At 68.1% G+C, this 26007-nt stretch carries 23 protein-coding genes, 1 other RNA gene and 1 riboswitch; of the genes, 20 read left to right on the top strand and 4 right to left on the bottom strand.

Annotated elements, in window-relative coordinates; translation table 11 throughout:
* Positions 1–914: 914 nt before the first annotated feature.
* The 7 genes from cobG (at position 915) to EC839_RS18455 (ending at position 8211) form a co-directional block, all read left to right on the top strand.
* Positions 915–2201 (top strand): precorrin-3B synthase, encoded by a 1287-nt coding sequence (cobG, locus tag EC839_RS18485; RefSeq protein ID WP_080568390.1) that lies wholly within the window; start codon positions 915–917, stop codon positions 2199–2201.
* On the top strand, positions 2194–2820 hold the full coding sequence (locus EC839_RS18480; RefSeq protein ID WP_007161115.1) for a precorrin-8X methylmutase: 627 nt from the start codon (positions 2194–2196) through the stop codon (positions 2818–2820). Before cobG ends, EC839_RS18480 begins: the two co-directional genes overlap by 8 nt.
* The gene (locus EC839_RS18475; RefSeq protein ID WP_007161114.1) at positions 2820–3560 is read left to right on the top strand and encodes a precorrin-2 C(20)-methyltransferase; all 741 of its coding nucleotides are present in this window, start codon (positions 2820–2822) and stop codon (positions 3558–3560) included. The genes EC839_RS18480 and EC839_RS18475 overlap by 1 nt, the downstream gene beginning before the upstream one ends.
* Positions 3548–5218 (top strand): precorrin-3B C(17)-methyltransferase, encoded by a 1671-nt coding sequence (gene cobJ, locus EC839_RS18470; RefSeq protein ID WP_039975927.1) that lies wholly within the window; start codon positions 3548–3550, stop codon positions 5216–5218. The genes EC839_RS18475 and cobJ overlap by 13 nt, the downstream gene beginning before the upstream one ends.
* Before the next feature lie 6 nt (positions 5219–5224).
* Positions 5225–5372, top strand: a riboswitch (cobalamin riboswitch).
* A gap of 30 nt (positions 5373–5402) precedes the next feature.
* Positions 5403–6419: an ABC transporter substrate-binding protein gene (locus EC839_RS18465; RefSeq protein ID WP_007161112.1), complete on the top strand. Its 1017-nt coding sequence runs from the start codon at positions 5403–5405 to the stop codon at positions 6417–6419.
* The gene (locus tag EC839_RS18460) at positions 6416–7450 is read left to right on the top strand and encodes an iron ABC transporter permease (protein WP_007161111.1); all 1035 of its coding nucleotides are present in this window, start codon (positions 6416–6418) and stop codon (positions 7448–7450) included. Before EC839_RS18465 ends, EC839_RS18460 begins: the two co-directional genes overlap by 4 nt.
* Positions 7447–8211: an ABC transporter ATP-binding protein gene (locus EC839_RS18455; protein ID WP_007161110.1), complete on the top strand. Its 765-nt coding sequence runs from the start codon at positions 7447–7449 to the stop codon at positions 8209–8211. Before EC839_RS18460 ends, EC839_RS18455 begins: the two co-directional genes overlap by 4 nt.
* Here the strand turns inward: EC839_RS18455 and EC839_RS18450 are convergent.
* Positions 8196–8714 (bottom strand): DUF962 domain-containing protein, encoded by a 519-nt coding sequence (locus tag EC839_RS18450; protein ID WP_007161109.1) that lies wholly within the window; start codon positions 8712–8714, stop codon positions 8196–8198. The two genes, EC839_RS18455 and EC839_RS18450, sit on opposite strands and share 16 nt — an antisense overlap.
* Positions 8715–8857: 143 nt before the next feature.
* Between EC839_RS18450 and EC839_RS18445 the strand changes: the two genes are divergently transcribed.
* From EC839_RS18445 to EC839_RS18425, 5 genes are all read left to right on the top strand, one after another.
* Positions 8858–9712, top strand: a complete 855-nt coding sequence (locus tag EC839_RS18445) for an IclR family transcriptional regulator C-terminal domain-containing protein (RefSeq protein ID WP_007161108.1) — start codon at positions 8858–8860, stop codon at positions 9710–9712.
* 118 nt (positions 9713–9830) lie between these two features.
* Complete coding sequence (locus EC839_RS18440; RefSeq protein ID WP_007161107.1) at positions 9831–11207, top strand: MFS transporter; 1377 nt, start codon at positions 9831–9833, stop codon at positions 11205–11207.
* A gap of 358 nt (positions 11208–11565) precedes the next feature.
* Positions 11566–12588: an ABC transporter substrate-binding protein gene (locus EC839_RS18435; RefSeq protein ID WP_007161106.1), complete on the top strand. Its 1023-nt coding sequence runs from the start codon at positions 11566–11568 to the stop codon at positions 12586–12588.
* Complete coding sequence (locus tag EC839_RS18430; RefSeq protein WP_007161105.1) at positions 12585–13643, top strand: iron ABC transporter permease; 1059 nt, start codon at positions 12585–12587, stop codon at positions 13641–13643. The genes EC839_RS18435 and EC839_RS18430 overlap by 4 nt, the downstream gene beginning before the upstream one ends.
* Positions 13640–14437: an ABC transporter ATP-binding protein gene (locus tag EC839_RS18425; protein WP_132832950.1), complete on the top strand. Its 798-nt coding sequence runs from the start codon at positions 13640–13642 to the stop codon at positions 14435–14437. The genes EC839_RS18430 and EC839_RS18425 overlap by 4 nt, the downstream gene beginning before the upstream one ends.
* 19 nt (positions 14438–14456) lie before the next feature.
* Here EC839_RS18425 and EC839_RS18420 read toward each other — a convergent pair.
* Positions 14457–14532: non-coding RNA, sX9 sRNA (locus tag EC839_RS18420), on the bottom strand.
* Between the two features lie 61 nt (positions 14533–14593).
* A complete protein-coding gene (locus tag EC839_RS18415) occupies positions 14594–16747 on the bottom strand; it encodes a TonB-dependent siderophore receptor (RefSeq protein WP_007161103.1) in 2154 nt (717 codons plus the stop codon).
* A 232-nt stretch (positions 16748–16979) separates the two neighbouring features.
* Here EC839_RS18415 and EC839_RS18410 point away from each other — a divergent pair, with 232 nt between their 5' ends.
* Positions 16980–17927 carry a class I SAM-dependent methyltransferase gene (locus EC839_RS18410; RefSeq protein ID WP_007161102.1) on the top strand — a complete coding sequence of 316 codons (948 nt, stop codon included), beginning with the start codon at positions 16980–16982 and terminating at the stop codon, positions 17925–17927.
* Between the two features lie 99 nt (positions 17928–18026).
* On the opposite strand, the gene EC839_RS18405 is transcribed toward EC839_RS18410, so the two are convergent.
* A complete protein-coding gene (locus tag EC839_RS18405) occupies positions 18027–18248 on the bottom strand; it encodes a VF530 family DNA-binding protein (RefSeq protein ID WP_007161101.1) in 222 nt (73 codons plus the stop codon).
* 207 nt (positions 18249–18455) lie between these two features.
* Between EC839_RS18405 and EC839_RS18400 the strand changes: the two genes are divergently transcribed.
* From EC839_RS18400 to pcaC, 7 genes are all read left to right on the top strand, one after another.
* Entirely contained in the window at positions 18456–19304 is an 849-nt protein-coding gene (locus tag EC839_RS18400; protein WP_007161100.1) for a CoA transferase subunit A, read from the top strand.
* Positions 19305–19307: 3 nt separating this feature from the next.
* The gene (locus tag EC839_RS18395; RefSeq protein ID WP_007161099.1) at positions 19308–20093 is read left to right on the top strand and encodes a CoA-transferase subunit beta; all 786 of its coding nucleotides are present in this window, start codon (positions 19308–19310) and stop codon (positions 20091–20093) included.
* Complete coding sequence (gene pcaF / locus EC839_RS18390; protein ID WP_007161098.1) at positions 20090–21304, top strand: 3-oxoadipyl-CoA thiolase; 1215 nt, start codon at positions 20090–20092, stop codon at positions 21302–21304. The genes EC839_RS18395 and pcaF overlap by 4 nt, the downstream gene beginning before the upstream one ends.
* A 255-nt stretch (positions 21305–21559) precedes the next feature.
* Positions 21560–22852, top strand: coding sequence for an MFS family transporter (locus EC839_RS18385; RefSeq protein ID WP_007161097.1), 1293 nt, complete (start codon positions 21560–21562; stop codon positions 22850–22852).
* Between the two features lie 16 nt (positions 22853–22868).
* The gene (locus EC839_RS18380; protein WP_007161096.1) at positions 22869–24227 is read left to right on the top strand and encodes a 3-carboxy-cis,cis-muconate cycloisomerase; all 1359 of its coding nucleotides are present in this window, start codon (positions 22869–22871) and stop codon (positions 24225–24227) included.
* A gap of 16 nt (positions 24228–24243) precedes the next feature.
* Complete coding sequence (pcaD, locus tag EC839_RS18375) at positions 24244–25032, top strand: 3-oxoadipate enol-lactonase (RefSeq protein ID WP_007161095.1); 789 nt, start codon at positions 24244–24246, stop codon at positions 25030–25032.
* Between the two features lie 11 nt (positions 25033–25043).
* On the top strand, positions 25044–25439 hold the full coding sequence (pcaC, locus tag EC839_RS18370) for a 4-carboxymuconolactone decarboxylase (RefSeq protein ID WP_007161094.1): 396 nt from the start codon (positions 25044–25046) through the stop codon (positions 25437–25439).
* The last annotated feature ends 568 nt before the right edge of the window (positions 25440–26007 follow it).

Here is a 26007-nt window from a genome sequence, read left to right as displayed (position 1 = left end):
TCCCATTCCCCACACCCAACAGCTTTCCTTGCGGATTGCCTGCCTTCCGATGTTGCTGGTTAGGCGGGTGGTCGGGATTGCCACGTTCCCCGCTGTGCATCGATTCCCCGGTTAGGTTCCGTCTCTCCCCCGACAGTCGTAGTGGTACCGCGTCGTTAGCTTTGACAACGAGCGCCAGACTGCTTTGCCGATTTTGGCCAGGGCCTATTAACTGCCGTAGGCCCAGTTATGCTTACGAGGGGTCTAGCAACGGTTCACATGCGTTAACCATACGGGTTGGGTCACTAGCCCTAAGCTTCCGTGCAGTTCGGAAGCTTCACGAAGCTGTTGCCAGTCAAGCGTGTCCCTTACGGGATAGGACATTGTCGATCGGGCTTCACACCCCAGGGTTGGCCCCCGACGCATGCCGATGTAGTGAACTGGCAGGTACATGCCAGGCTCGGTACTTCCTATGTCAGCGAAGTTGAGCAATGCACAGCGGAGCGGTTGCTCCGTGCTTGGACGAGATACCCTAACGTCTCACGACGTTGGCATGGGCCAAATGAGACCAAGGCATCCCAAAGATGGATTGACCCCTTGCGGGGTCAAATCACCCGCAGGGAGTCTTGTTACATTTAGATACAATTTCCTTGGCGGAAACTGCTCTCTGTTACGTCTGATTGATCAATTTATAGCCAAAAATGGCCAAATTTGAGACGTACTTACCCTGGCAAGCAGGGATCGCATTGTCCCCACAAGTGGGTCGAATCAGGCGCGGCAGAGCCGGCTCTCGTGCTTTATTTAGGCTTCAAACCCCTGTAGAACAAGGGTTTCGGCGCCAAGGCTAAGCTGGTCGACCAAGCACAACACGAGCATACGTGTCGCACCAAAGCGGGCATAATAACGTCTTTCCCCGTTCAGCCCGACCTTCCGCCGTGAATCCTCCGTCTCCTTCCGCCCTCGTCCCGCGGCCTTCGGCCTGTCCGGGGCTGCTGCGCATCGTGCCCGCGCGCGATGGCGGCCTGTGCCGGGTGAAGTTGCCGGGGGGCCGGCTGACGGCAGCCCAGGCGCGGGCCATCGCCGCCGCCAGCGCGCGCTGGGCGAGCGGGGTTCTGGAGCTGACCAACAGAGCCAATCTGCAATTGCGTGGTGTACGCCAGGACGGCGCCGCTGCCCTGGTGGCCGAGCTGCAGGCCGCCGGTCTGGGGCCGGCCGATCCCGCCGCCGATGACGTGCGCAATCTGCTGCTCAGCCCGTCTGCCGGCAGGGATCCGCAGCAGCTGCGCGACGTTCGTCCCCTGGCCGCCGAATTGCTCGCCCTGCTGGAAGGCGACCGCCGCCTGCATGGGCTGTCGGCCAAGTTTGCCCTGCAACTGGACGGCGGCGAAGCCCTGGCCCGGCTCGACCATCCCCATGATGTCTGGCTGTCGGCGCGCGCCGAGGGCTATGTCCTTGGCCTGGCTGGCACCCCAGCGGATGCGCCCCTGGGCCTGATCCCCGCGGGACGCGAGGTGGCCACGGTGGCGACCCTGCTGCATCGCTTCCTTGACCTGGCTGACCCTGAACAGAGCCGCATGAGACAGCTGCTTGCGCAACGGCCGGTCGAGGAGCTGCTGGCCGGTCTTGGTCTGCTGCCGACTCAGAGCCACCCACGTGCGCCAGCGGAAATCGCAGGACGCCTCGGTAGCCATCCTCAGCTGCAATCCGGCCTGTTTTGGGTCGGCGCCCAACCGGCTTTGGGCCGCCTGCCGGCCACGACTTTGGAGGCAGTCGCCGACCTGGCCGAACACCACGGCAATGGCGACCTGCACCTCACCCCCTGGCAGGGCCTGCTGCTGCCCGATGTACCGGTCGACCAGGCCGCCAAGCTGCTCGCCGCTCTGGCCGCCCTGGAGCTGACCACCGATCCCGCCGCGCCCCTGGCCCGGCTGGTCGCCTGTACCGGCAGCCAGGGCTGCGCCAAGGGCCAGGCCGACACCAAGGGCGATGCCCTGCGCCTGGCCGAGGGGCTGCCGGCGGACGTCGAGGTGCACCTCTCCGGTTGCCCGCGCAGTTGCGCCCTGGCCGGCCAGGCGCCCCACACCCTGCTGGCCGTAGCCCCCGGTCGCTATGACCTCTTCGTGCGCGACGCCACCCAGCCCGGTCCGGGCCGGCGGCGCGCCACCCATTTGTCCCTCGACGAGGCCGCCGCCTGGCTGGCCCGGAGTCCCCGTGATGCTTGAATACGAACGCGACGGCCAGGCGATCTATCGCCAATCCTTCGCCACCATCCGCGCCGAGGCCGATCTCTCGGCCATCCCCGCCGACCTGGAAAAGCTCGCCGTGCGGGTGATCCATGCCTGCGGCATGGTCGACGTGGTCCAGGACCTGGCCTTTTCCCCGGGCGCCGGGGCGGCCGGGCGCGCGGCCCTGGCGGCCGGCGCGCCCATCCTCTGCGATGCGCGCATGGTCGCCGAGGGCGTCACCCGTACCCGCTTGCCGGCCAATAATCAGGTGATCTGCACCCTGCACGACGAGGGCATCCGCGAACTGGCCGTGGCCCAGGGCAACACCCGCTCGGCGGTGGCCCTGGAGCGCTGGCGGCCGCATCTGGCCAGCAGCGTGGTGGTGATCGGCAATGCCCCCACCGCGTTGTTCTATCTGCTGGAAATGCTCGACGCCGGGGCGCCCAGGCCGGCACTGATTCTCGGCATGCCGGTGGGCTTCGTCGGGGCCATGGAGTCCAAGGACGCCCTGGCCGCCGACAGCCGCGGCGTGCCCTATGTCATCGTCCGCGGTCGGCGGGGCGGCAGTGCCATGGCCGCCGCCGCGGTCAACGCCCTGGCCACGGAGGTGGAGTGATGGCGGGCCGCCTGCTCGGCCTGGGCGTCGGCCCCGGCGATCCGGAACTCATCACCCTCAAGGCCCTGCGCCTGCTGCAGGGCGCGCCGGTGGTGGCCTATTTCGTCGCCAAGGCCAAGGCCAACGCGGGCCAGGGCGGCAATGCCTATGGCGTCATCGAGGGCTATCTGCTGGACGGCCAGCAGCGCCTGCCGCTGGTCTATCCGGTGACCACCGAGAAGCTGGCGCCGCCGCTGTCCTACGAGACGGTGATCGCCGACTTCTACGACACCGCCGCCGCCCAGGTGGCCGATCATCTGGACGCCGGCCGCGACGTGGCGGTGATCTGCGAGGGCGATCCCTTCTTCTACGGCTCCTACATGTACCTGCACGACCGCCTGGCCGAGCGTTACGAGGCCCAGGTGGTGCCGGGGGTCTGCTCCATGCTCGGCGGCGTGGCCATGCTCGGCCTGCCGCTGGTCTATCGCAACCAGACCCTCACGGTGCTCTCCGGGGTGCTCTCCGCGGAAGAGCTCAAGGCGCGCCTGGCCAGCGCCGACGCCGCCGTGGTGATGAAGCTCGGGCGCAACTTCGAGAAGGTGCGCCAGGTGCTGCGTGAGCTGGGTCTGGACGAGCGCGCCCGCTACATCGAGCGCGCCACCATGGACAATCAGCGCATCGTCGCGCTGGACGCCGTCGACCCCATGGCCTCGCCGTATTTCTCGCTGGTGGTGGTGCCGGGGGTGAAATGGAAGGGTTGAGCCCGGCCATCGTCATCCTTGGCTCCGGTGCCCTGGCCACCGCCCGGCGTTTGCAGGCCGGCCTGCCGGGCAGCTTGGTGCACGGCCTGGCCGGGCGGGTCGAGGGCGACGTCAGCTATACGAACTTTGGCGATCATCTGCGCGAGCTCTATCGGCAACAGCGCCCGCTGCTGGTGCTCTGCGCCGCCGGCATCGTCATCCGCAGCCTGGCGTCCTTGCTGGACGACAAGACCGCCGAGCCGCCGGTGCTGGCCGTGGCTGAGGACGGCAGCGCCGTGGTGCCGCTGCTGGGCGGCCTGGCCGGCGCCAATCGCCTGGCTCGTCAGCTTGGTATGCTGCTGAACGTGGCCCCGGCCATCACCACCAGTGGCGAACTGAGATTCGGCACCTGCCTGCTCGATCCGCCGGCCGGCTATGCCCTGGCCGACGTCGACGTGGCCAAGCACCGGGTGGCCGATCTGCTGGCCGGCGCCCCGGTACGCATCGAGGGCGAGGCGCCCTGGCTGGATGAGGTGCCCCTGGCCCGCGATCCCGCGGCGCGGCAGCGCATCCTGGTCTCGCCACTGACCAGCGCTGACGACCACACCCTGCTGATCCATCCCCGCGCCGTGCTGGTGGCGGTACGCGCCGATGCCACCGCCGCCGCCGTCACCGCGCTGCTCGCCAGCGCCGACTATGCGCCAGGCGCCGTGGCGCTGCTGCTGGCGCGGGCGGAAGACATGGCCGCGCCAGGCCTCGCCGAGCTGAGCCAGGCGCTGGCCGTACCCCTGAGATTCGTCGACGCCCGCACCCCGGACTTCGCCCAGGCGTCGGTGGCGCGGGCCCAGGCCCAGGGTCTCGCCCTGCACCTGCATGACCGGCCGCTGGACGCCGAGGACCTCGGCCAGCGCCGCGGTCGCCTCAGCGTGGTGGGCCTCGGCCCCGGTGCGGCGGAGCTCATGGCACCGGTGGTGCGCCGCGCCCTGGACCAGGCTCAGGACGTGCTCGGCTACGCCACCTACGTGCAGATGGCCGGTCCCTTGCGCCCGGATCAGCTGGCCCATGCCAGCGACAATCGCGAAGAATTGCAGCGCGCCCGCCACGCCTTCGAACTGGCCGCCAGCGGTCGCCGGGTGGTCATGGTGTCGTCCGGCGATCCGGGCGTCTTCGCCATGGCCGCCGCGGTGCTGGAGGTGCTGGAAGGCGCCGACGATCCGCGCTGGGCGGCGGTGGAGCTGGAGATCCTGCCGGGCATCACCGCGGCCATGGCCAGCGCCGCCCTGGCCGGCGCGCCCCTGGGGCACGACTTCTGCCTGATCTCCCTGTCCGACAACCTCAAGCCCTGGGCGCTGATCGAGCAGCGCCTGCGCCAGGCCGCCGCGGCCGACCTGGCCATGGCCTTCTACAACCCCATCTCCAAGGCCCGGCCGCATCAGCTGGAGCGGGCGCTGGACGTCCTGCGCAGCTGCCGTCCGGCGAACACCCCGGTGATCCTCGGCCGCGACGTCGGCCGTCCCGGTGGCGGTCTCGAATACACCAGCCTCGGCGCGCTGCGCAGCGACATGGTGGATTCACGCACCCTGGTGATCCTCGGCTCCAGCCATACCCGGCGTTTTCCGCGGGCCGATGGCGGCGAGTGGGTCTATACGCCGCGCTGGTACGATCCGGAATTGTTATAAAGTAACATTTAGTGCTTGAATCCTGGTCGCCGCTGGCTCACCCTCGGCGACCTTCCTGTTCCCTGGCGGGAAGCCGGTGCAACTCCGGCGCGGTCGCGCCACTGTGAGCTTCCCGAGAAGCGAGCCAGACCTTGCCAGGGGCTATTCAACATCCACAAGGGACGCGTCATCCCAAGGAGAGTCCATGTTTCGCCGTCTTCTGCCGCTGCTCGCCGCCGGCCTGTTGTCCGCTGCCTCTCTCACCGCCCAGGCGGCCACGGCCTATCCACTGACCGTGCACAACTGCGGTCGCCAGCTGGTCTTCGAGCGCGCGCCCCAGCGGCTGGTCAGCCTCGGTCAGGCCAGCACCGAGTTGCTCTTGCGCCTGGGCGTGGGCGCGCGGCTGGTGGGCACCGGCGTCTGGTTCGGCGGCTTGCCCACGGACCTGCAGGCGGCGGGCAAGGGCATTCCGCGGCTGGCCGACAACGCCCCCAGCTTCGAGGCCGTGGTCGGCACCCGGCCGGACCTAGTGGCGGCCCAGTACACCTATCACGTCGGCCCTGGTGGCGAGGTGGCGGACTTCCCGCGCTTCGCCAAGCTGGGCATCGCCGCCTATGTGGCGCCCAGCGATTGCGAGGGCAAGGCGGTGACCGCCGATTCCAACAGCGATGGCAGCCGCAGCGCGCCCTTCGACATGCAGCTGGTGACCCGTGAAGCCCGGGAGCTGGCGGCCATCCTCGATGTGCAGCCGGCCGGCGAGCGCCTGGTCGCCGACCTGGACCGCCGTATCGCCGCCGCGGGCGAGCAGGCCAAAGCCGCCGGGGTGCAGGGCCGCTCGGTGCTGTTCTGGTTCTCCAGTCCGCGGCTGGAAGGGGATCCCTGGGTCGCCGGCAATCTCGGCGCGCCGGCCTGGATCGCCCGGGCCCTGGGCCTGCGCAACGTGGTCGACAGCGCCGAGGAATGGCCGGCGGTGAGCTGGGAGCGCATCGCCAGTCTGGATCCCGACTATATCGTGGTGGCGCGCATGGACCGCCGTCTCTACCCGGCCGATGACGTCGACAAGAAGCTGGCCTTCCTGCGCAGCGATCCCCTGACCCGCGAATTGCGCGCGGTGCGCGAGAACCATCTGCTGGTGGTGGACGCCCCGACCCTCAATCCCTCGCTGCGGGTGGTGGACAGCGTCGAGACCCTGGCCGCCGACCTGGCCAAGCCGCAACCATGAGTCTGCCCCTGGCGGCGGAGGGGGCCCGGCCCTGGCGCTGGCTGCTGGGCCTGGCCGCGGTGCTGGCGCTGGCGGCGAGCGTGGTGCTGGCGGCGTCCTTCGGCGAGATGCCCATCGCGCCCCTTACCAGTCTGCAGGCCATCGCCAATGGCCTCGGCCTGGGGCCCTATCCGGTGGAGCGCATCGTCCAGGGCATCGTCTGGGAATACCGCCTCAGTCGCGCCCTGGTGGCCGCCTGCTGCGGTGCGGGCCTGGCGGTCTCCGGTGCCATCCTCCAGGCATTGCTGCGCAACGCCCTGGCCGAACCCTATGTGCTGGGGCTGTCGGCCGGCGCCTCCACCGGCGCGGTGCTGGTGATGCTGCTGGGCGTCGGTGGCGGAGTGCTCGGCGTGTCCCTGGGCGCCTTTCTCGGCGCGGTGCTGGCCTTCGCCGTGGTGCTGCCCTTTCTCGGCAGCGGCGGCAGCACCCGCATCATCCTCGCCGGGGTGGCCGCCTCCCAGCTGTTCAATGCCCTGACCGCCTACATCGTCGCCACCGCAGCCAATGCCGAGCAGGCGCGCAGCGTGATGTTCTGGCTGCTCGGCAGCCTGGCCGGCGTGCGCTGGCCGGATGTCTGGCTGGCCGCCGGGGTGGTGCTCGCCGGCCTGCTGGTGTGCCTGGCCTGCGCCCGGGCGCTGGACGCCTTCGCCTTTGGCGAAGACGCCGCCGCCAGCCTCGGGGTGGCGGTGGGACCGCTGCGCCTGCTGCTGCTGGCGGTCACCGGCCTGATCACCGCCTGCCTGGTCAGCCTGGTAGGCGCGGTGGGCTTCGTCGGCCTGGTGATCCCCCACGTGGCACGCTTCCTGGTCGGTCCGGGGCATGGTCGGCTGCTGCCCACCTGCGCCCTGGTCGGCGCGCTGTTCATGGTGCTGGCCGATATCGTCGCCCGCACCCTGGTGGCCAAGCAGACCCTGCCCATCGGCGTGGTCACCGCCCTGGTCGGCGCCCCGGCCTTTGCCTTCATCCTCTATCGCGCACGGGAGGTCCGATGAGTCTCGCCGCGCGCGACGTGGCCTGGAGCGCCGGTGGCCAGCCGATCCTCCATGGGGTGACCCTGGAGGTGCCACCCGGCGGGGTGCTCGGGCTGCTCGGCCCCAATGGCTCGGGCAAGTCCAGTCTGCTGCGGCTGCTGGCCGGGCTGCGGCGGCCGGAGGAGGGCCGGGTCAGTCTCGACGCGACGCCGCTGGCCGAGCTGCGCCGGCGCGATCTGGCGCGCCGGGTCGCCCTGGTGGAGCAGCAGGCCGGTACCGAGGCCGATCTCTCGGTGGCCGAAGTTGTGCGCCTGGGGCGCACGCCTCATCGCGGCCTGCTCGATGCCTGGAGCGTGCGTGATGCCGAGGTCTGCCAGCGCGCCCTGGCCCAGGTCGGTCTGGTCGACAAGGCGGCACGGCGCTGGCACAGCCTCTCCGGCGGCGAGCGCCAGCGCGCCCAGATCGCCCGCGCCCTGGCCCAGGAGCCCAGCGAACTCCTGCTGGACGAACCCACCAACCATCTCGATATCCAGCACCAGCTGGAGATCCTCGACCTGGTCCGCCGCCTGCCGGCCACCTGCGTGCTGGCCATCCACGATCTCAATCTGGCCGCGCTGTTCTGCGATCGCCTGGCGGTGCTGCGCGACGGCCGCCTGGTCGCCGAAGGCGCCCCGGCCGCGGTGCTGACGGCCGAGCTGATCCAGCAGGTCTGGGGGGTGAGGGCTCAGGTGACGCTGGACGGTCCCGACGGTCGGCCGTCGATCCGCTATCGACTGGGCTGACTGCGCCGCACCGGGCCGGCCCGTTCTTCGATCGCCTGCCTGAGCCGCTGGCGACCCCCCAGCCAGAAGACGGCTTCGGTGACGATGAACAGCGGGCCGATGGCCAGGCCGGCCAGGTCGTCGAGAAAGGCCGGCTTGCGCCCCTCGTAGTGATGACCCACGAACTGGATGGCCCAGCCGACCAGGAACAGACCCAGCCCCCAGGCCAGCCAGACACTCGTGGTCTGGGCCGCCAGCGCGACACCCAGCCAGAGGGCGAGCGCGAGCAGGACGCTCATCAGCAGCCCGAGCGGCCGATCCAGGCGCAGATAGAAGAGCGCCACCGCACCGGCCACCAGCACCGCGGGTGACAGCGGCCAGCCGGCCAAGGTAAAGACCGGTCGCGACAGCAGGATGGCCACCGCCAGCACGATCAGCAGGATGCCGGGGAAGTGGCTGGCGATGTTGCGCGGATCGCGGTGGTAGCTCGCGTACTGGCTGAGATGATCTTCCAGGGTCTTCATCGACAGGCATCCAGGCGGCTGGGCGGGAAGCCTCAGCATGCACCTGGATGCCCCTGCGCGTCTGCGGGTGTCGGCAGAAATGCGATTGCGATAATCGCCCCCTCGCTCGATAATCGATCAAAAGCCTGCCGAGGATAGGGTCGATGGACGATAACCGCACCGCTCACGCCACCGGCCTGCCGCCACTGGCCGCGCCGCCCATCATCGCCTCGCCGGCCAAGCGCATCGAAGCCTTCACCGGCGACCCGAATTTCATGACCTCCCTGGCACGCGGCCTGGCGGTCATCCACGCCTTCCAGGAGCGCAAGCGCCAGCTGACCATCGCCCAGATCAGCCATCGCACCGAGATCCCCCGCGCCGCGGTGCGCCGCTGCCTGCACACCCTGATGAAGCTGGGCTATGTCACCACCGACGGTCGCACCTATTCGCTGCTGCCCAAGGTGCTGACCCTGGGCCATGCCTATCTGTCGTCGACGCCGCTAGCGGTCACCGCCCAACCGGTGCTCGATCGCCTGAGCGAACAACTGCATGAAGCCTGCTCCATGGCCACCCTGGAAGGCGACGAGATCCTCTACATTGCCCGCTCGGCGACGCCGCAGCGGCTGATCTCGGTGGACCTCAGCGTCGGCAGCCGGCTGCCGGCCTATTGCACCTCCATGGGCCGCATCCTGCTCGCCGCCCTGGACGATGCCGCCCTGCACGACTACCTGGAACACGCTGATCTCCAGGCCAAGACCAGCCGCACCCTCTATCAGCCGCTGGCGCTCATCGAGTGCCTGGGCCAGGTGCGCCAGCAGGGCTACGTCATCGTGGACCAGGAGCTGGAGGTGGGGTTGAGATCCCTGGCGGTGCCCCTGAGAGATGCCGCCGGCCAGGTGCTGGCGTCGCTCAACGTCGGCACCCACGCCAGTCGGGTCAGTCGCCAGGAGCTGGAGACGCGCTTTCTGCCGGTGCTGCTGGCCGCCAGCCAGGAATTGAGTACTCGGCTGTTTCACTAGCGAATCCGGTCGATTATCGGCCACATCGCCGATAATCGAATTGTCAGCTGTCTGGGGTTGGGCTTAACGTCGGCGCAGTGGCGCACTACGCCGATAACAACAACACGAGCAGACCACCATGACGCACACCCTCTCGGGCGCCGTGCCCCTGGCCGAGCAGCCGGCCACGGCGACAGCCGGCACTCTGGATGTCCAGCACTTCATCAATCGCCAGGCGCTGTCCGCCTACCAGTGGCGCATTGTCGCCCTGTGCTTTCTCATCGTCTTTCTCGACGGCCTCGACACCGCGGCCATGGGCTTCATCGCCCCGGCGCTGTCGGTGGAGTGGGGCATCCCGCGGGCCAGCCTGGGTCCGGTGATGAGCGCCGCCCTGGGCGGCATGGTCTTTGGCGCCCTCGGCTCCGGTCCCCTGGCCGATCGCTTCGGTCGCAAGGGCGTGCTGGTGGTCGCCACCTTCATCTTCGGTGGCTTCAGCCTGCTGTCGGCCTTCAGCAGCAACCTCGAACAGCTGGTGATCCTGAGATTCCTCACCGGCCTGGGCCTGGGCGCCGCCATGCCCAACGCCACCACGCTGCTCTCGGAATACACCCCCGAGCGCCTCAAGTCGCTGCTGGTGACCAGCATGTTCTGCGGCTTCAACCTGGGCATGGCTGGCGGCGGCTTCGTCTCGGCCTGGATGATCCCGGCCTACGGCTGGCACAGCCTGCTGGTGCTGGGCGGCGTGCTGCCCCTGGCGCTGGCCGTGGTGCTGCTGCTCTGGCTGCCGGAATCGGCGCGCTATCTGGTGGTGCACGGCAAGAGCGCCGAGCGCATCCGCCGGGTGCTGGCGCCCATCGGCCGCGAAGCCGCCGAGGCGCGGCACTTCGTGGTGCCCGAGCAGAAGTCGGTCAAGACCGGCAACGTCTTCGCGGTGGTCTTCAACCGCAGCTACAGCGCCGGCACCCTGCTGCTGTGGCTGACCTATTTTATGGGCCTGGTGATCGTCTACCTGCTCACCAGCTGGCTGCCGACGCTGATGCGCGACGCCGGCGCCAGCCTGGAGCAGGCCGCCCTGATCGGTGCGCTGTTCCAGTTCGGCGGGGTGCTCAGCGCGGTGTTCGTCGGCTGGGCCATGGACAGATTCAATCCGCACAAGGTGATCGGCCTGTTCTATGTCCTGGCCGGCGTCTTCGCCTATTGCGTCGGCCAGAGCCTGGACCAGGTCGCCCTGGTCGCCACCCTGGTGCTGGTGGCCGGCATGTGCATCAACGGCGCCCAGTCGGCCATGCCCTCGCTGGCGGCGCGTTACTACCCGACCCACGGCCGCGCCACTGGAGTCTCCTGGATGCTTGGCATCGGCCGCTTCGGCGCCATCACCGGTGCCTGGATGGGCGCGACCTTGCTGGGCCTGGGCTGGACCTTCACCCAGGTACTCACCGCGCTGCTCCTGCCGGCGGGTCTCGCGGCCCTGGCGGTGCTGATCAAGGGCGTGGTCAGTCACGCCGACGCGACCTGAGAGCCCGCTCCTAATCTACTGCGCGTCGGCCAAACTGCGTTGAAAAGGCCCTGGGTCGCCAGCCCGGTCGGAATGCTCATTTAACGTGGCTAACTCCGTTTCCTAGGGCCTTCGCCTTGTTTAGCTCTAGCTCGCGAGATTATAAGCAGGCTCTGGGAGTGTGGCGGGCGCTAGGCGCAGGCGCTGCCACCGCGTAAAGTTGCACCCTTTGCATGCTCCGCAGTCACCCGTCTAGAGCAGGTGCAGACGTCCAAGGGGTTCCATGAAAGGTTTCGCTCGTAGCGGGCAGTGGGCTGTCCGGCTGGTAACGCTTATCGCTTGCTTTCTGATTGCGCCGGCCTTTGCCGAGACGCGCCAGGTGACCGACGTCCTCGGGCGCACGGTGACCATCGAGGCACCCGCCAAACGGGTGGTGCTGGGCTTCCACTATGGCGACTACCTGGCGGTCGGCGGCGAGCAGGCCTTCGACGCCGTGGTCGGTGTCTCCCGCGGCGCATGGGAGCGCAAGGTGCCGGCCAACTGGGCGCTCAACGTCGCCCACCGGCCCTCCCTGGCCACCCTTCCCGATGTGGGGGAGACGGAAAACAACAGCTTCTCCGTGGAAAAGGTCCTCGCCCTCAAGCCGGACCTGGTGGTCCTGGCCGCCTGGCAATTCCAGGCGCTGGACAGCGAGGTCAAGCGCCTGGAACAGCTCGGCATCCCGGTGGTGGCGATCGACTACAACGCCCAGACCCTGGAGCGTCACCTGGCCTCTACCCGCCTGCTCGGCGTGATCACCGGCCAGGAGGCGCGCGCCACCGAGCTGGCCGACTTCTACGCCAAGGTGGTGCAGGACATCCAGACCCGCATCGCGGCGGCCCATCGCCCGAAACCGCGGGTCTATGCCGAGTTCGGCAACAAAGGCCCGGCCGAATACTCCTTCACCTATGGTCGCAACATGTGGGGCGCCATGGTCACCCTGGCCGGTGGCGACAACATCGCCGCGCCCTTCATCCAGTGGTGGGGGGTGATGAATCCGGAGCAGGTGCTCCTGGCCCAGCCGGAGGTCATCTTCATTTCCGGGCGCGAGGACAACAGCAATCCCACCGCCTTGCCCATGGGCCCCGGGGTCACCGCCGACGACGCCCGCAGCCACCTGCGCGCCTTCATGCAGCGACCGGGCTGGGCCAATCTGCCGGCGATCCGCGACGGGCGTCTCTATGCCGTCTACCAAGGCGCCTCGCGCAGCCTGGAAGATTTCGCCATGCTGCAGTTCATCGCCAAGCAGCTCTATCCGGATCTGTTCCAGGACGTGGATCCGATGGCTAACTACCGCGAGTACTATCGCCGCTACATGCCGATCCAGCCTGAGGGCACCTTTGCCATAGGCCTGACGCCATGACCGAGGCCGCGAACGCCAGCCATGGCAACGCCATCGCCGAGCAACGCGCCCGCGAGCGCCGCCGCTGGCGGGCCTGCGGGGTGTTTCTGCTGCTGACCCTGGCGGGTCTGGTGCTGGACATCGCCACCGGGCCGTCGCTGCTCTCGCCGCTGGAGGTGCTCAAGTCGCTGACCGGGCTCGGCGAGCGGCAGCCGATGACCGACGCCATCGTCCGCGACCTGCGCCTGCCGGTGGCGCTGATGGCGCTGGCGGTGGGCGCGGCCCTCGGCGCGGGCGGGGCGCAGATGCAGACGCTGCTCAACAATCCCATGGCCAGCCCCTACACCCTGGGCATGGCAGCCGCCGCCGGTTGTGGCGCCGCCCTCAGCCTGGCGCTGGGCAGCTTCGGCCTGGGCGCGCTGATAGGTGTGCCGCTGGGCGCCTTCGCCTTCGCCATGCTGGCGGCGCTGTTTCTCTTCGCCCTGGCCTCGCTCAAGCGCACCGGCAGCGACACCATCATCCTCGGCGGCATCGCGTTGCTTTTCCTTTTCCAGTCGCTGCTGTCGCTGGTGCAATTCCTCTCCTCGCCGGAGTTGTCCCAGCAGATCCTCTTCTGGCTGTTCGGCAGCCTCGGTCGTGCCACCTGGACCACCCTGGCCATCGTCGCCGGGGTAACCCTGCTGTGCTGCATCCTGCTCCTGCGCGATGCCTGGAAGCTGGCTGCCCTGCGCCTGGGCGAAGCCCGCGCCGAGAGCCTTGGTGTGGACATCCGCCGGCTGCGCCTCAAGGTGCTGATCCTGGTGGCGGTGATGACCGCCACGGCCACCAGCTTCGTCGGGGTGATCGGCTTCGTCGGCCTGGTCGCGCCCCATATCGCCCGTTGGCAGGTGGGCGAGGATCAGCGCTTCCTGCTGCCGCTGTCGGCCATCTGCGGCGCCCTGATGCTGTCCTTCGCCTCGGTGCTGTCCAAGTCGATCCTGCCCGGGGCGCTGTTTCCGGTGGGCATCGTCACCGCCATCGTCGGGGTGCCCTTTCTGCTCTGGCTCATCTTCGCCCCCCGCAGGTCCAGCCTATGATCCGCCTCCAGGACTTCGCGCTGAAGCGCGGCGATCACACCGTGATCTCCGGACTCTGCACCGAACTGCACGCAGGGCAGGTGCATGTGATCCTCGGCCCCAATGGCACCGGCAAGACCACCCTGCTGCGCGCCCTGGCCGGTGACCTGCCGCTGGCGGCCGGCCAGATCGAGCGCGGCGCCAGGCGGTTGGTGGCGGGGGCTTCGCTGCGCGGGCAGCGGGACGGCTGGCGCCAGGGCGTGGCCTACATGCCCCAGGATTCCCATGCCGAGGCGGCGCTGTCGGTGCTGGAGACGGTGGCCATGGGTAGCCTGGAACGGCTGACCCTGCACCTGGACGACGCCCTGCTGGAGCGGGCGCTGGGCAAGCTCGACGAGGTGGGCATCGGCCATCTGGCCTCGCGCCAGCTGGGCGCCCTGAGTGGCGGGCAGCGGCAACTGGTGTTCTTTGCCCAGGTGCTGATGCGCGAACCCGAGGTGATGCTGCTGGACGAGCCGGTCAGCGCCCTCGATCTGCGGCACCAGATCAACCTGCTCGATCGCGTGCGGCACGAAACCCGTCTGCATGATCGGGTGACCGTGGTGGTGCTGCACGACCTCAATCTGGCCTGCCAGTACGCCGATTCGCTGCTGGTGCTGGTCAACGGTGGCCTGCTGGCCGCCGGCCGCCCCGCCGCCATCGTCACCGCCGACCTGCTGGAAGCCACCTACGGCGTGGCGGTGGACATCCTCCACGACCGCCAAGGCCGCCCGGTGGTGCAGCCGCTGACCGGTCAGGCCTTCAGCGAGGCCTGACTCCAGAGAGCCGTAAAGCGGCTAAAAAAACGTAGCGAGCGGCTGTCAGGCGGGTGCGCGCGGCGCGCAGAAATCGGAATGTACGAGTGGTACATGAGGATTTTGAGCACTGCACGCGCCCGCCTGGCGGACGCGCAGTAGTTTCGTTGGGGGCTCTTAGAAGGTGTAGGTGAAACCGGCCTGTACCGTACGCGGCTCGCCCGGATAGCTGTAGGCGTTCCAGGAGCTTTCGTCGTAGCCCTTGTTGAAGACGTTGCGCACGTCCAGGTTCAGCCGCAGGTGCTCGTCGACCTTGTAGAAGCTCAGCAGGTCGGTGACCGTGTAGCTGTCCATCGTGTAGTCACTGACCGCGGTCTTCTGGCCTTCGCGCTCACCCACGTACTTGACGTTGGCGCCCAGCCCCAGGCCGCGCAGCACGCCGTCATGGAATTCGTAGACGTTGAGCAGGTTGACGGCATTGCGCGGGATGTTGGTCAGACGCGTGCCGCGGGCCAGGGTGTTGTCCTTGGTGACCTCGGCATCGGTGAAGGCATAGCCGCCGAGGATGCGCCAGTTGGGCGTCAGGTCGCCGGTCACGTTGACTTCGAAGCCGCGGCTGCGCACCTCGCCGGTGGCGACGTTGAAGTTTGTGTTGGCCGGGTCCGGGGTCAGGACGTTTTCCTTGACGGTATGGAAGATCGCCGTGTCGACGCTGAGGCGGCCGTCCAGCGCCGCCCACTTCATGCCCACTTCGTAGGCCTTGCCTTCTTCGGGATCGAAACCACCACCTTGGAACGCCGCGCCGGTGTTGGGCTTGAACGACTTGGAGGCGCTGGCGTAGAGAGCCAGCTCCGGGGTGAGGTCATAGCTGACGCCCAGGCGCGGGGTGACGGCATTCGAGTCCTTGCTCCAGTCACCGCTGACAACCTGACCGTTGGCAAGGACCTGAGGTGGCCTCTTGTTATCGTAATCGTGCTCGAAGCGCTCCAGGCGCACGCCACCCAGCACCTTGAGGCGCTCGGTGAGGGCGATCTGGTCCTGCACGAAGGCGGCCCAGGTCTTGAGGGTCTCGTGGTCGTGGGTGGGGATGAGGGTCAGGGCCGGGCGCGGCTGACCGAGTACGGGGTTGCGCAGATTAACCGGGTAAGGCGAGACCGCTGGGTCAGAGCGCTGGATGATCGATTGATAGTCGTAGTCTTCCACCTCGATCCCGGTGATCAGGGTGTGGCCGAGGCCGAAGGTGTCGAAGCGACCGGTCAGGTTCAGCTGCAGGTCGCGGTCGCTCCATTCCAGCTTGCGGTAGTTGAAGTTGCGTCTAAGGGTCACGCCATCGGCCTGCACGCCGTTGGCTTCCACGGCATTGCCCTTGAGGCTGCCGTCGAGGTACTGGAAGCCGCCGGCCAGGGTCCAGGCGTCGTTCAACTGGTGCTCGAAGCGCAGCTGATAGGCCTCGCTGTCGTTGTGCAGCAGGTTGGTGGTGCCCTTTTCCCAGGCGTTGGTGGAGCGACTGGCTTCGGCGCGCTGGGTCAGGTAATTGGTGCGACCGCGATCCAGCGGAGCGTTGCTGCGGATGATGTCCGCCTCGAAGGTGATGAGGGTGGCGTCGGTGGCCTGCCAGCTCAGCACCGGAGCCACTTCATAGCGCTCGTGCTCGACATCGTCGCGGAAGCTGTCGCCGCCTTCGGCGATCAGGTTGAGGCGATAGGCCAGGCGGCCGTCTTCATCCACCGGGCCGGTGGTGTCCAGGGTGCCACGCCGCAGTCCCTGGTCGGTGAACTGGCTGCCGAGGGTGGTCTTGCGCTCGCCCAGGGGCTGCTTGGTGACCACGTTGAAGGTGCCGCCCGGATCGCTGCGGCCATAGAGGGTCGCCGCCGGGCCGCGCAGGACCTCGACCCGCTCCAGGGTGGCGGCATCCGGCGCGCTGGGATAGCCGCGGTTCATGGGGAAGCCGTTACGGAAATATTCGGAGCTGGTGAAGCCGCGTACCGTGTAGCTGGTCAGGCCCTGACCGCCGAAGTTGTTGCCACGGCCGACGCCACCGGCCTGGTCCAGCGCCTGCTGCAGGCGGCTAGCGGAAAGGTCGTCGAGGGCCTCGCGGGAGACCACGCTCACCGACTGAGGCGTCTCGTGCAGCGGAGTGTCGGTGCGGGTAGCACTGCTGGATCGCTCTGCCTTGTAGCCCTCGACCGGACCGGTAGGGGATTCGGCCGCGCCGACGATGGTGAGATCGGACAGCGCCTGAGGCGAATCCTCCGTCTTTTCCTGGGCATGGGCGGTGAGAGGGAGGGCGCAGAGGGGCAGCAGATAGAGGGCGGGGACCAGCCGGCGCATTGTTATCGTCCTGGGGTTCGGGGAGGCGGATTCTAGAGCGGCTTACAAAGTGGATACAACTGCGAGTCGTTACCGCCTGAGACATATTTTCATCGGGCTGGTCGGTTCGTGGGCGACATCCTGCCAGGGAGGTCAGCGCCGAGCCGCCGGCAGACGTTTACCGGGCCCGCTGCGGGAGGCGGGGCCGGCGCTTATGCCGTAGCATGCCGCTCCTTTGCCGTCGTGACCGCCCATGAATACCGCCACCCTTGCCCGCCTCTCCAAGCTCCTGCTTACCGCCCTCGCTTCGCCGCCCGTCGAGGCACGCCGACTGGTGCATGGGCGTGGCCGGCTGCTGCCGGGGCTGGAGCAACTTACCGTCGATTGGCTGGAAGGCGTGGTGCGGGTGGGGTTGTTTCGCGAATTGCCCGCGGCCGAGCTGGACGCCCTGCGCGCCACCCTGGCCGCCCTGGGCGAGACCCCGGTGTGGATGGCCAGCGGTGCCCGCAGCCTGCTGCTGCAGCATCGCTATCGCCTGGATGCGGCCAGCGAGGCGCTGATCGGCGCGCCGGTGGGCGAGCACGTCATCCAAGAGGACGGCCTGAAGTTCGGCCTGGACCTCACCCGCCACCAGAACATGGGGCTGTTCCTCGACATGCGCCTGGGCCGCCGCTGGGTGCGCGAGCAGGCCGCCGGCCTGCGCATCCTCAATCTGTTCGCCTACACCTGCGGCTTCTCGGTGGCCGCTCTGGCCGGCGGCGCGGCCCAGGTGGTCAATCTGGATATGGCCCGCGGGCCCCTGACCCGCGGCCGCGAGAATCACCGGCTCAATGGCCATGACCTGGGCAAGGTCAGCTTTCTCGGTCACGAACTGTTCAAGTCCTGGGGCAAGGTGCGCAAGCTGGGGCCCTATGACCTGGTGATCGTCGATCCGCCGAGCTTCCAGCAGGGCAGCTTCGCCCTGACCAAGGACTACGCCCGCATCCTGCGCCGCCTGCCCGAACTGCTCACCCCCGGCGGCCGGGTGCTGGCCTGCGTCAACGATCCCGGCGTGGGCGCGGACTTCCTCATCGCCGGCATGGCCCAGGAAGCCCCCGGGCTGGCCTTCGTCGAGCGCCTGGCCAATCCACCGGAATTCGCCGACGAAGATCCTGAGGGCGGTCTCAAGGTGTTGGTGTTCCAGCAGGACCACGTGTCGTAGGTTGGGTTGAGCGCAGCGAAGCCCAACGGTGCCCAGGTTCGACTCTGGCTCGTTGGGCTTCGACGGTGGAGCCGTCTCAACCCAACCTGCGCCGGGTGCTCAATTCTGCTTCGGCAATCGCCGGTAGAGCTGTTCGACCTTTTCCCGTGCCCAGGGCGTGCGGCGCAGGAAGGTCAGGCTGGACTTGATGGAGGGCTCATGGGTGAAGCAGCGCAGCGGGATGCGCCGCCCGAGTTCTTCCCAGCCGTGATGCTCCACCAGGCGGGTGAGCAGGGCTTCGAGGGTGATCCCTTCCAGGGAGGCGCGGGGCTTGTCGGACATCGGCAGGGCTCTGGGTGAGGGCAGGGCAGTGTAGCCGTTGCGAAGTCGCGCTGCGCAGCGAAGCGGTCGCCCGCCTGCGGAACGATGCTGTTCGATAATCGAACTGTTAGTCGATTATCGGATTGTTTGCGCCGATGGGGCTTTGTAGTCTGACCCCAGACCGCCGCACCGGGCGGCGCCGACAACAAAGACGCGAGTCGACAATCCATGGCCCAGATCCTGTCCCTGAGCGAAGCCATCCAGCGCTTCGTCCACGATGGCGAGACCGTCGCCCTCGAAGGCTTCACCCATCTCATTCCGACCGCCGCCGCCCACGAGCTGATCCGCCAGAACCGGCGCGACCTGACCCTGGTGCGCATGACCCCCGATCTGGTCTACGACCTGCTGATCGGTGCCGGCTGTGCCAAGCGTCTGATCTTTTCCTGGGGTGGCAACCCCGGGGTCGGCTCCCTGCACCGGCTGCGCGATGCGGTGGAGAAGGGCTGGCCGCACCGGCTGGAGATTTCCGAGCACAGCCACGCGGCCCTGGCCAACGCCTATGTCGCCGGCGCCTCCAACCTGCCGTTCGCCGTGTTGCGCGGCTACCAGGGCTCGGACCTGGCCAAGGTCAATCCGGACATCAAGTTCATCGCCTGTCCCTTTACCGGCGAGCAGCTCGCCGCGGTGCCCAGCGTGCGCCCGGACGTCACCGTCATTCATGCGCAAAAGGCCGACCGCCAGGGCAACGTGCTGATCCAGGGCATCCTCGGCGTGCAGAAGGAAGCGGCCCTGGCCGCCCAGCGCTGCATCGTCACCGTGGAAGAAATCGTCGACGACCTCCAGGCGCCGATGAACGCCTGCGTGCTGCCGACCTGGGCCCTGAGCGCGGTCTGCCTGGTGCCGGGCGGGGCGCATCCGTCCTATGCCCATGGCTACTACGAGCGCGACAACCGCTTCTACCAGGCCTGGGATCCGATCGCCCGCGACCGCGACACCTTTACCCAGTGGATCGACACCTACATCCGCGGTACCGCGGACTTCGCCGCCTTCCAGGCGAAGCTGGCTGCGGAGGCCTGAATCATGAGCGACTTCACCACCAATGAAATGATGACCGTGGCCGCCGCGCGCCGCCTCGGCAATGGCAGCGTCTGCTTCGTCGGCATCGGCCTGCCATCCACTGCGGCGAACCTCGCACGCCTGACCCATGCGCCGGACGTGGTGCTGATCTACGAATCCGGCCCCATCGGCGCCAAGCCTTCGGTGCTGCCGCTGTCCATCGGCGACGGCGAGCTGGCCGAGACCGCCGACACCGTGGTGCCCACCGGCGAGATCTTCCGCTACTGGCTGCAGGGCGGGCGCATCGACGTCGGCTTCCTCGGCGCCGCCCAGGTCGATCGCTTCGGCAACATCAACACCACGGTGATCGGCGACTACCACCAGCCCAAGGTGCGCCTGCCGGGCGCCGGTGGCGCGCCGGAGATCGCCGGTTCGGCCAAGGAGGTGCTGATCATCCTCAAGCAGTCGCACCGCAGCTTCGTCGACAAGCTGGCCTTCATCACCTCGGTGGGCTTCGGCGAGGGCGGCGATCACCGCCAGCAGCTGGGCCTGCCGGGCAAGGGCCCGACCGCCATCATCACCGACCTCTGCATCATGGAGCCGGAAGCCGGCACGAACGAATTCGTGGTGACTGCCCTGCATCCCGGGGTGACCCGCGAGCAGGTGGTGGCCGCCACCGGCTGGGCCCTCCGCTTCGCCGATCAGGTCGCCACCACCGAGGCGCCGACCGCCACCGAACTCGAGGCCCTGCGCGATCTGCAGGCACGCACCGCGGCGGCCCACGGCGGCCAGAAGGGAGGTGAGGAATGAGCCGCCCCGTCTATATCTGCGACGCCGTCCGCACCCCCATCGGCCGGCTCAACGGCGGCCTCTCGGCGATACGCGCCGACGACCTGGCGGCCATTCCGCTCAAGGCGCTGCAGGAACGTAATCCGCAGGTGGACTGGACGGCCGTGGACGAGGTGTTCATGGGCTGCGCCAACCAGGCTGGCGAAGACAACCGCAACGTGGCGCGCATGGCGGTGCTGCTGTCGGGACTGCCGGAAACGGTGCCGGGCGTGACCCTCAATCGCCTCTGCGCCTCGGGCATGGAAGCGGTGGGTCAGGCCTACCGCGCCATCGCCCTGGGCGAGATGGACCTGGTGATCGCCGCCGGGGTGGAGTCCATGACCCGCGCGCCCTATGTGATGGGCAAGGCCGACAGCGCCTTTGGCCGTGGCCAGAAGCTGGAAGACACCACCCTCGGCTGGCGCTTCGTCAATCCAGCGCTGAAGGAGGCCTATGGCGTCGACAGCATGCCGGTCACCGGCGACAACGTCGCCGCCGACTATGGCGTCAGTCGCGCCGACCAGGACGCCTTCGGCCTGCGCAGCCAGCAGCGCGCCGCGGCGGCCCAGGAATCCGGTTATTACGCCGAGGAAATCGTCCCGGTGACGATCAAGGGCAAGAAGGGTGACGTGGTGGTGGAGCGCGACGAGCATCCGCGTGCGGACACTACCGCCGAAGGCCTGGCCAAATTGAAGCCAGTCAACGGCCCGGATAAGACCGTGACCGCCGGCAACGCCTCGGGGCTCAACGACGGCGCCTCGGCCATCATCCTGGCCTCGGCGGAGGCCGTTAAGCAGCACGGCCTGACGCCGCGGGCCAAGGTGCTGGGCATGGCCAGTGGCGGGGTAGCGCCGCGCATCATGGGCGTCGGCCCGACCCCGGCCGTGCGCAAGCTGCTCAAGCAACTGGACCTGACCATCGACGCCTTCGACGTCATCGAACTCAACGAAGCCTTCGCCGCTCAGGGCCTGGCCGTCTTGCGCGAGCTGGGCGTGGCCGACGACAGCCCCAAGGTCAATCCCAACGGCGGCGCCATCGCCCTGGGCCATCCCCTGGGCATGAGCGGCAACCGCCTGGTGCTCACTGCGGTGCACCATCTGGAAAAGACCGGTGGCCGCCTGGGTCTCGCCACCATGTGCGTGGGCGTCGGCCAGGGCTTGGCGCTGGCGGTGGAGCGGATGGATTCGATTTAGGTTTTTCCTGTGCCGGTTTCATCGCGGCCGCTCCTACAAGAGCTCGATGTATCTGTAGGAGCGGTCGCTACGGCGCACCGGCATGGCCGCGATAGCCAAAGCTGATCGTAGAGCGGTCGCCGCAGCAACCTACCAAGACTTCATCTACCCCTAGCCTCTATCCATGCCCACACCTTCTGTAACCGCGTGTGTCTCTCCTGGTCCGATGGCGGTAGGCTGTCTTCCGTCCATCCATACCTATAATTAAGGATCTCCATGAGCACTCACCCGCATTACAGCTTCGAGGAGCGCAAGAAGCGCATCTTCGCCATCGTCGGCGCCTCGTCCGGCAACCTAGTGGAATGGTTCGACTTCTACGTCTACGCCTTCTGCTCCATCTACTTCGCCGCCGCCTTCTTCCCGAAGAGCGATCCTACCGTGCAGTTGCTGAGCACCGCCGGCGTCTTCGCCGCGGGCTTCCTGATGCGGCCCCTGGGCGGCTGGATCTTCGGGCGCGTCGCCGACAAGTATGGCCGGCGCACCTCCATGGTGATCTCCATCCTGATGATGGGCGCGGGCTCCCTGGCCATCGCCTGCCTGCCCACCTATGCCAGCATCGGCGTGGCGGCGCCGGCCCTGCTGCTGCTCGCGCGGCTGCTGCAAGGCATCTCGGTGGGCGGTGAATACGGCACCACCGCCACCTACATGAGCGAGGTGGCGCTGCGTGGCCAGCGCGGCTTCTTCGCCTCCTTTCAGTACGTCACCCTGATCGGCGGCCAGTTGCTGGCGGTGCTGGTGGTGGTCATCCTGCAGCAGGTGCTGAGCGACGCCGACCTGCGCGCCTGGGGCTGGCGGATTCCCTTCCTGGTCGGCGCCGCCGCCGCGGTGATCTCGCTGTTCCTGCGCCGCTCGCTGGAAGAGACCACCACCGCCGAGACCCGCGCCAACAAGGAAGCCGGCACCCTGAGCGGCCTGTTCAAGCACCACAAGGCGGCCTTCTTCACCGTGCTCGGCTACACCGCCGGTGGCTCGCTGATCTTCTATACCTTCACCACCTACATGCAGAAGTACCTGGTCAACACCAGCGGCATGGACGCCAAGACCGCCAGTGCCGTGATGACCTGCGCCCTGCTGGTGTTCATGCTCATGCAACCGCTGTTCGGCATGCTCTCCGACCGCATCGGCCGGCGCGCCTCCATGCTGCTGTTCGGCGGCCTGGGCACGGTCTGCACCTGGCCGATCCTCACAGCGCTGGCCAGCGTCCAGAGTCCCTTCGTGGCCTTCCTGCTGATCTGCCTGGCGATGGCCATCATCAGCCTCTACACCTCCATCAGCGGCCTGGTGAAGGCGGAGATGTTCCCGCCGGAAGTGCGCGCCCTGGGCGTGGGCCTGTCCTATGCGGTGGCCAACGCGGTCTTTGGCGGCTCGGCGGAATTCGTCGCCCTGAGCTTCAAGACCCAGGGGCACGAGGAAGTCTTCTACATCTACGTCTCGGTGATGCTGGCGGTGGCCTTCCTGGTCAGCCTGAGATTGCCGCGGCAAGCCACCTACCTGCATCACGACCACTGAGCCCCGAGGAATCCCCATGTCCAACCTGCTGTTCGACGCCTACTTCACCCAGGCCGCCATGCGTGCGGTGTTCTGTGACCAGGGGCGACTGCAGGGCATGCTGGACTTCGAAGCGGCCCTGGCGCGCGCCGAGGCGTCGGTGGGGGTGATCCCCCAGACGGCGGTGGCGTCCATCGCCGCCGCCTGCCGCGCCGAGCGCTATGACGCGGCCGAGCTGGCCCGGGCCGTGGTCAGCGCCGGCAATTCCGCCATTCCGCTGGTCAAGGCCCTGGGCCGGCAGATCGCCGCCCAGGACCCCGAGGCCGAGCGCCATGTGCACCGCGGTGCCACCAGCCAGGACGCCATGGACAGCGGTCTGGTGCTGCAAATTCGCCAGGCGCTGGACCTGCTGGACGCCGACCTGGCGCAACTGGCCGAGGCCCTGGCCACCCAGGCCGAGCGCCATGCCGATACCGTGCTGGCCGGCCGGACTTGGCTGCAACATGCGACGCCCGTGACCCTCGGCATGAAACTGGCCGGGGTGCTGGGCGCCATCACCCGGCACCGCCAGCGCCTGGCCGAGTTGCGGCCGCGGGTGCTGGTGCTGCAATTCGGCGGCGCCTCGGGCAGCCTGGCCGCCCTGGGCGCTGACGCCCTGCCGGTGGCCGAGGCCCTGGCCCGCGAGCTGGAGCTGAGCCTGCCGGAGCAACCCTGGCACACCCAGCGCGATCGCCTGGTCGAGGTCGGCGCCTGGCTGGGCCTGGTGGCCGGCAGCCTGGGCAAGCTGGGGCGCGATCTGTCGCTGCTGATGCAGACCGAAGCCGCCGAGGTGTTCGAGCCCTCGGCGCCGGGCAAGGGTGGTTCCTCCACCATGCCGCACAAACGCAATCCGGTGGGCGCCGCGGTGCTGATCGCCGCTGCCACCCGCGCGCCGGGACTGGTCAGCACCCTGTTTTCCGCCATGCCCCAGGAGCACGAACGTAGCCTGGGACTCTGGCATGCCGAATGGGAAACCCTGCCGGAGCTGTTCTGCCTGGTCTCCGGTGCCCTGCAGCAGGCCCAGGCCATCGTCGCCGGGCTAGAGGTGGATGCCGCGCGCATGCAGGCCAATCTGGAGTTGACCCACGGCCTGGTGCTGGCCGAGGCGGTCAGCATCGCCCTCGCCGGACGCTTGGGGCGCGAGGCCGCACACCACCTGGTGGAGCAGAGCTGCAAGCGCGCCGTCCAGGAGGGTCGCCATCTGCGTCTGGTGCTCGGCGATACCCCCGAGGTCACAACCGAACTCTCCAGCGCCGAGCTGGATCGCCTGCTGGACCCCGCCCATTACCAGGGCCAGGCCCGGGCCTGGGTGGCCCGCGCCCTGGCCGAACACCGCACCCTGCCTACCCATTCCTAAACCAGAGGACTGCCTGATGCCCAGTGTACGTCTCGCCGATGGCGACCTGAACTACCGGCTGGAGGGCCCCGAGGGCGCTCCGGTGCTGATCCTGTCCAACTCCCTGGGCACCAACCTGGCCATGTGGGACGACCAGGCCGCCGCCTTCAGCGAGCGCTTTCGCCTGCTGCGCTACGACACCCGCGGTCACGGCGCCTCCCTGGTGACGCCCGGCCCCTATCGCATGGATCAGAACGGCCGTGACGTCCTGGCCCTGGCCGACGCCCTGGGTATCGACCGCTTCGCCTTCTGTGGCCTGTCCATGGGTGGCTCCATCGGCCAGTGGCTGGGCATCAACGCCCCCGAGCGGGTCACCCGTCTGGTGCTGTGCAACACCGGCGCCAAGATCGGCACCCCCGAGGTGTGGAATACCCGCATCCAGACCGTCGAAGCCGGCGGCGAGCAGGCCATGCGCGACCTGCGCGACGCCTCCATCGGTCGCTGGTTCACTCCCGATTTCGCCAGCGCCGAGCCGGATCGGGTCGACCGCATCGTCGCCATGCTTGCCGGCACCTCGCCCCAGGGCTATGCCGCCAACTGCGCGGCGGTGCGCGATGCCGATTTCCGTGAGGTGCTGGACGCCGTCCAGGCCCCGACGCTGATCGTCGCCGGCAGCCATGACGCCGTGACCACCCCGGCCGACGGGCGCTTCCTGCAAGAGCGCATCCCCGGCGCCGAGTACGTCGAGTTTCCCGCCGCCCACCTGTCCAACGTGCAGATGGGCGCTGCCTTTACCCAGCGCGTGCTGGCCTTCCTCAGCGCCTGAAGGAGTCGATCTTGGACGAAAAAGAACGTTACGAAGCCGGCATGCAGGTCCGCCGCGCGGTGCTGGGCGACGCCCACGTCGATCGCAGCCTGGAAAAGCTGACCCCCTTCAACGAAGAATTCCAGGAGATGATCACCCGCCACGCCTGGGGCGACATCTGGACCCGCCCGGGCCTGCCGCGGCACACCCGCAGCCTGATCACCATCGCCATGCTGATCGGCATGAATCGCGAAGGCGAACTGCGCCTGCACCTGCGTGCCGCGCGCAGCAACGGGGTGACGCGGGAGGAGCTCAAGGAGCTGATCATGCAGAGCGCCATCTACTGCGGCATCCCGGCGGCCAATGCCACCTTCCATCTGGCGGAGGCGGTGTGGGATGAGTTGGGGGTGGAGTCGCTGGAGGGGTGAGGGTACCCCTCTGTCGCCCCCTTGAATGGCGCCCGCTGGAGTGATCTGGTGGGCGTCATTGTTTTGGGGGCGGGCGTAGGTTAGCGAAGCCCAACGGTGTGGGGCATTGGGTGCCTTGGCTTGTTATCGAGTGCTTTGATGGTTTTGGTTTCGCCCACCCGGGCGACTCACTTTTTTCAGTCGCCAAAAAAGTAAGCAAAAACGCTTGCCCCGATTATCCGGCCCTCCGCTTCGCTCCGGGTCCGCTCACGCCAGTGCCGTTCCGGGGTCGGTCCAGATGGGCCGTCCATGGCCCACTGGACCTCTCGCCGCATCCCTGCGGCTCGACCCGCTCCACGACGCTGGCGTTCGCCCTGCTGAACGGGGCGATTCACGCGCCTGATGCCTTGGGTGCAAACCGGTAGGGTGGACAACGGCGCAGCCTTGTCCACGTGTTAAGCGTACCCCCTAAGTGGAAAACGCTGCGCGGTTTTCCATGCTACGAATCGCTATGGGTTCTCCCTGAAAACACGAACTCCCAGGCTAGCGCCCCGTCCCCGTCAGTGAGGCCGAGTGCAGGTGTCGCGGA

It is taken from the genome of Pseudomonas sp. JUb52, assembly GCF_004341115.1.
In the GTDB taxonomy this organism is placed as follows: Bacteria; Pseudomonadota; Gammaproteobacteria; order Pseudomonadales; family Pseudomonadaceae; genus Chryseomonas; species Chryseomonas oryzihabitans.
This window is presented reverse-complemented; position numbering and strand designations above follow the sequence as displayed.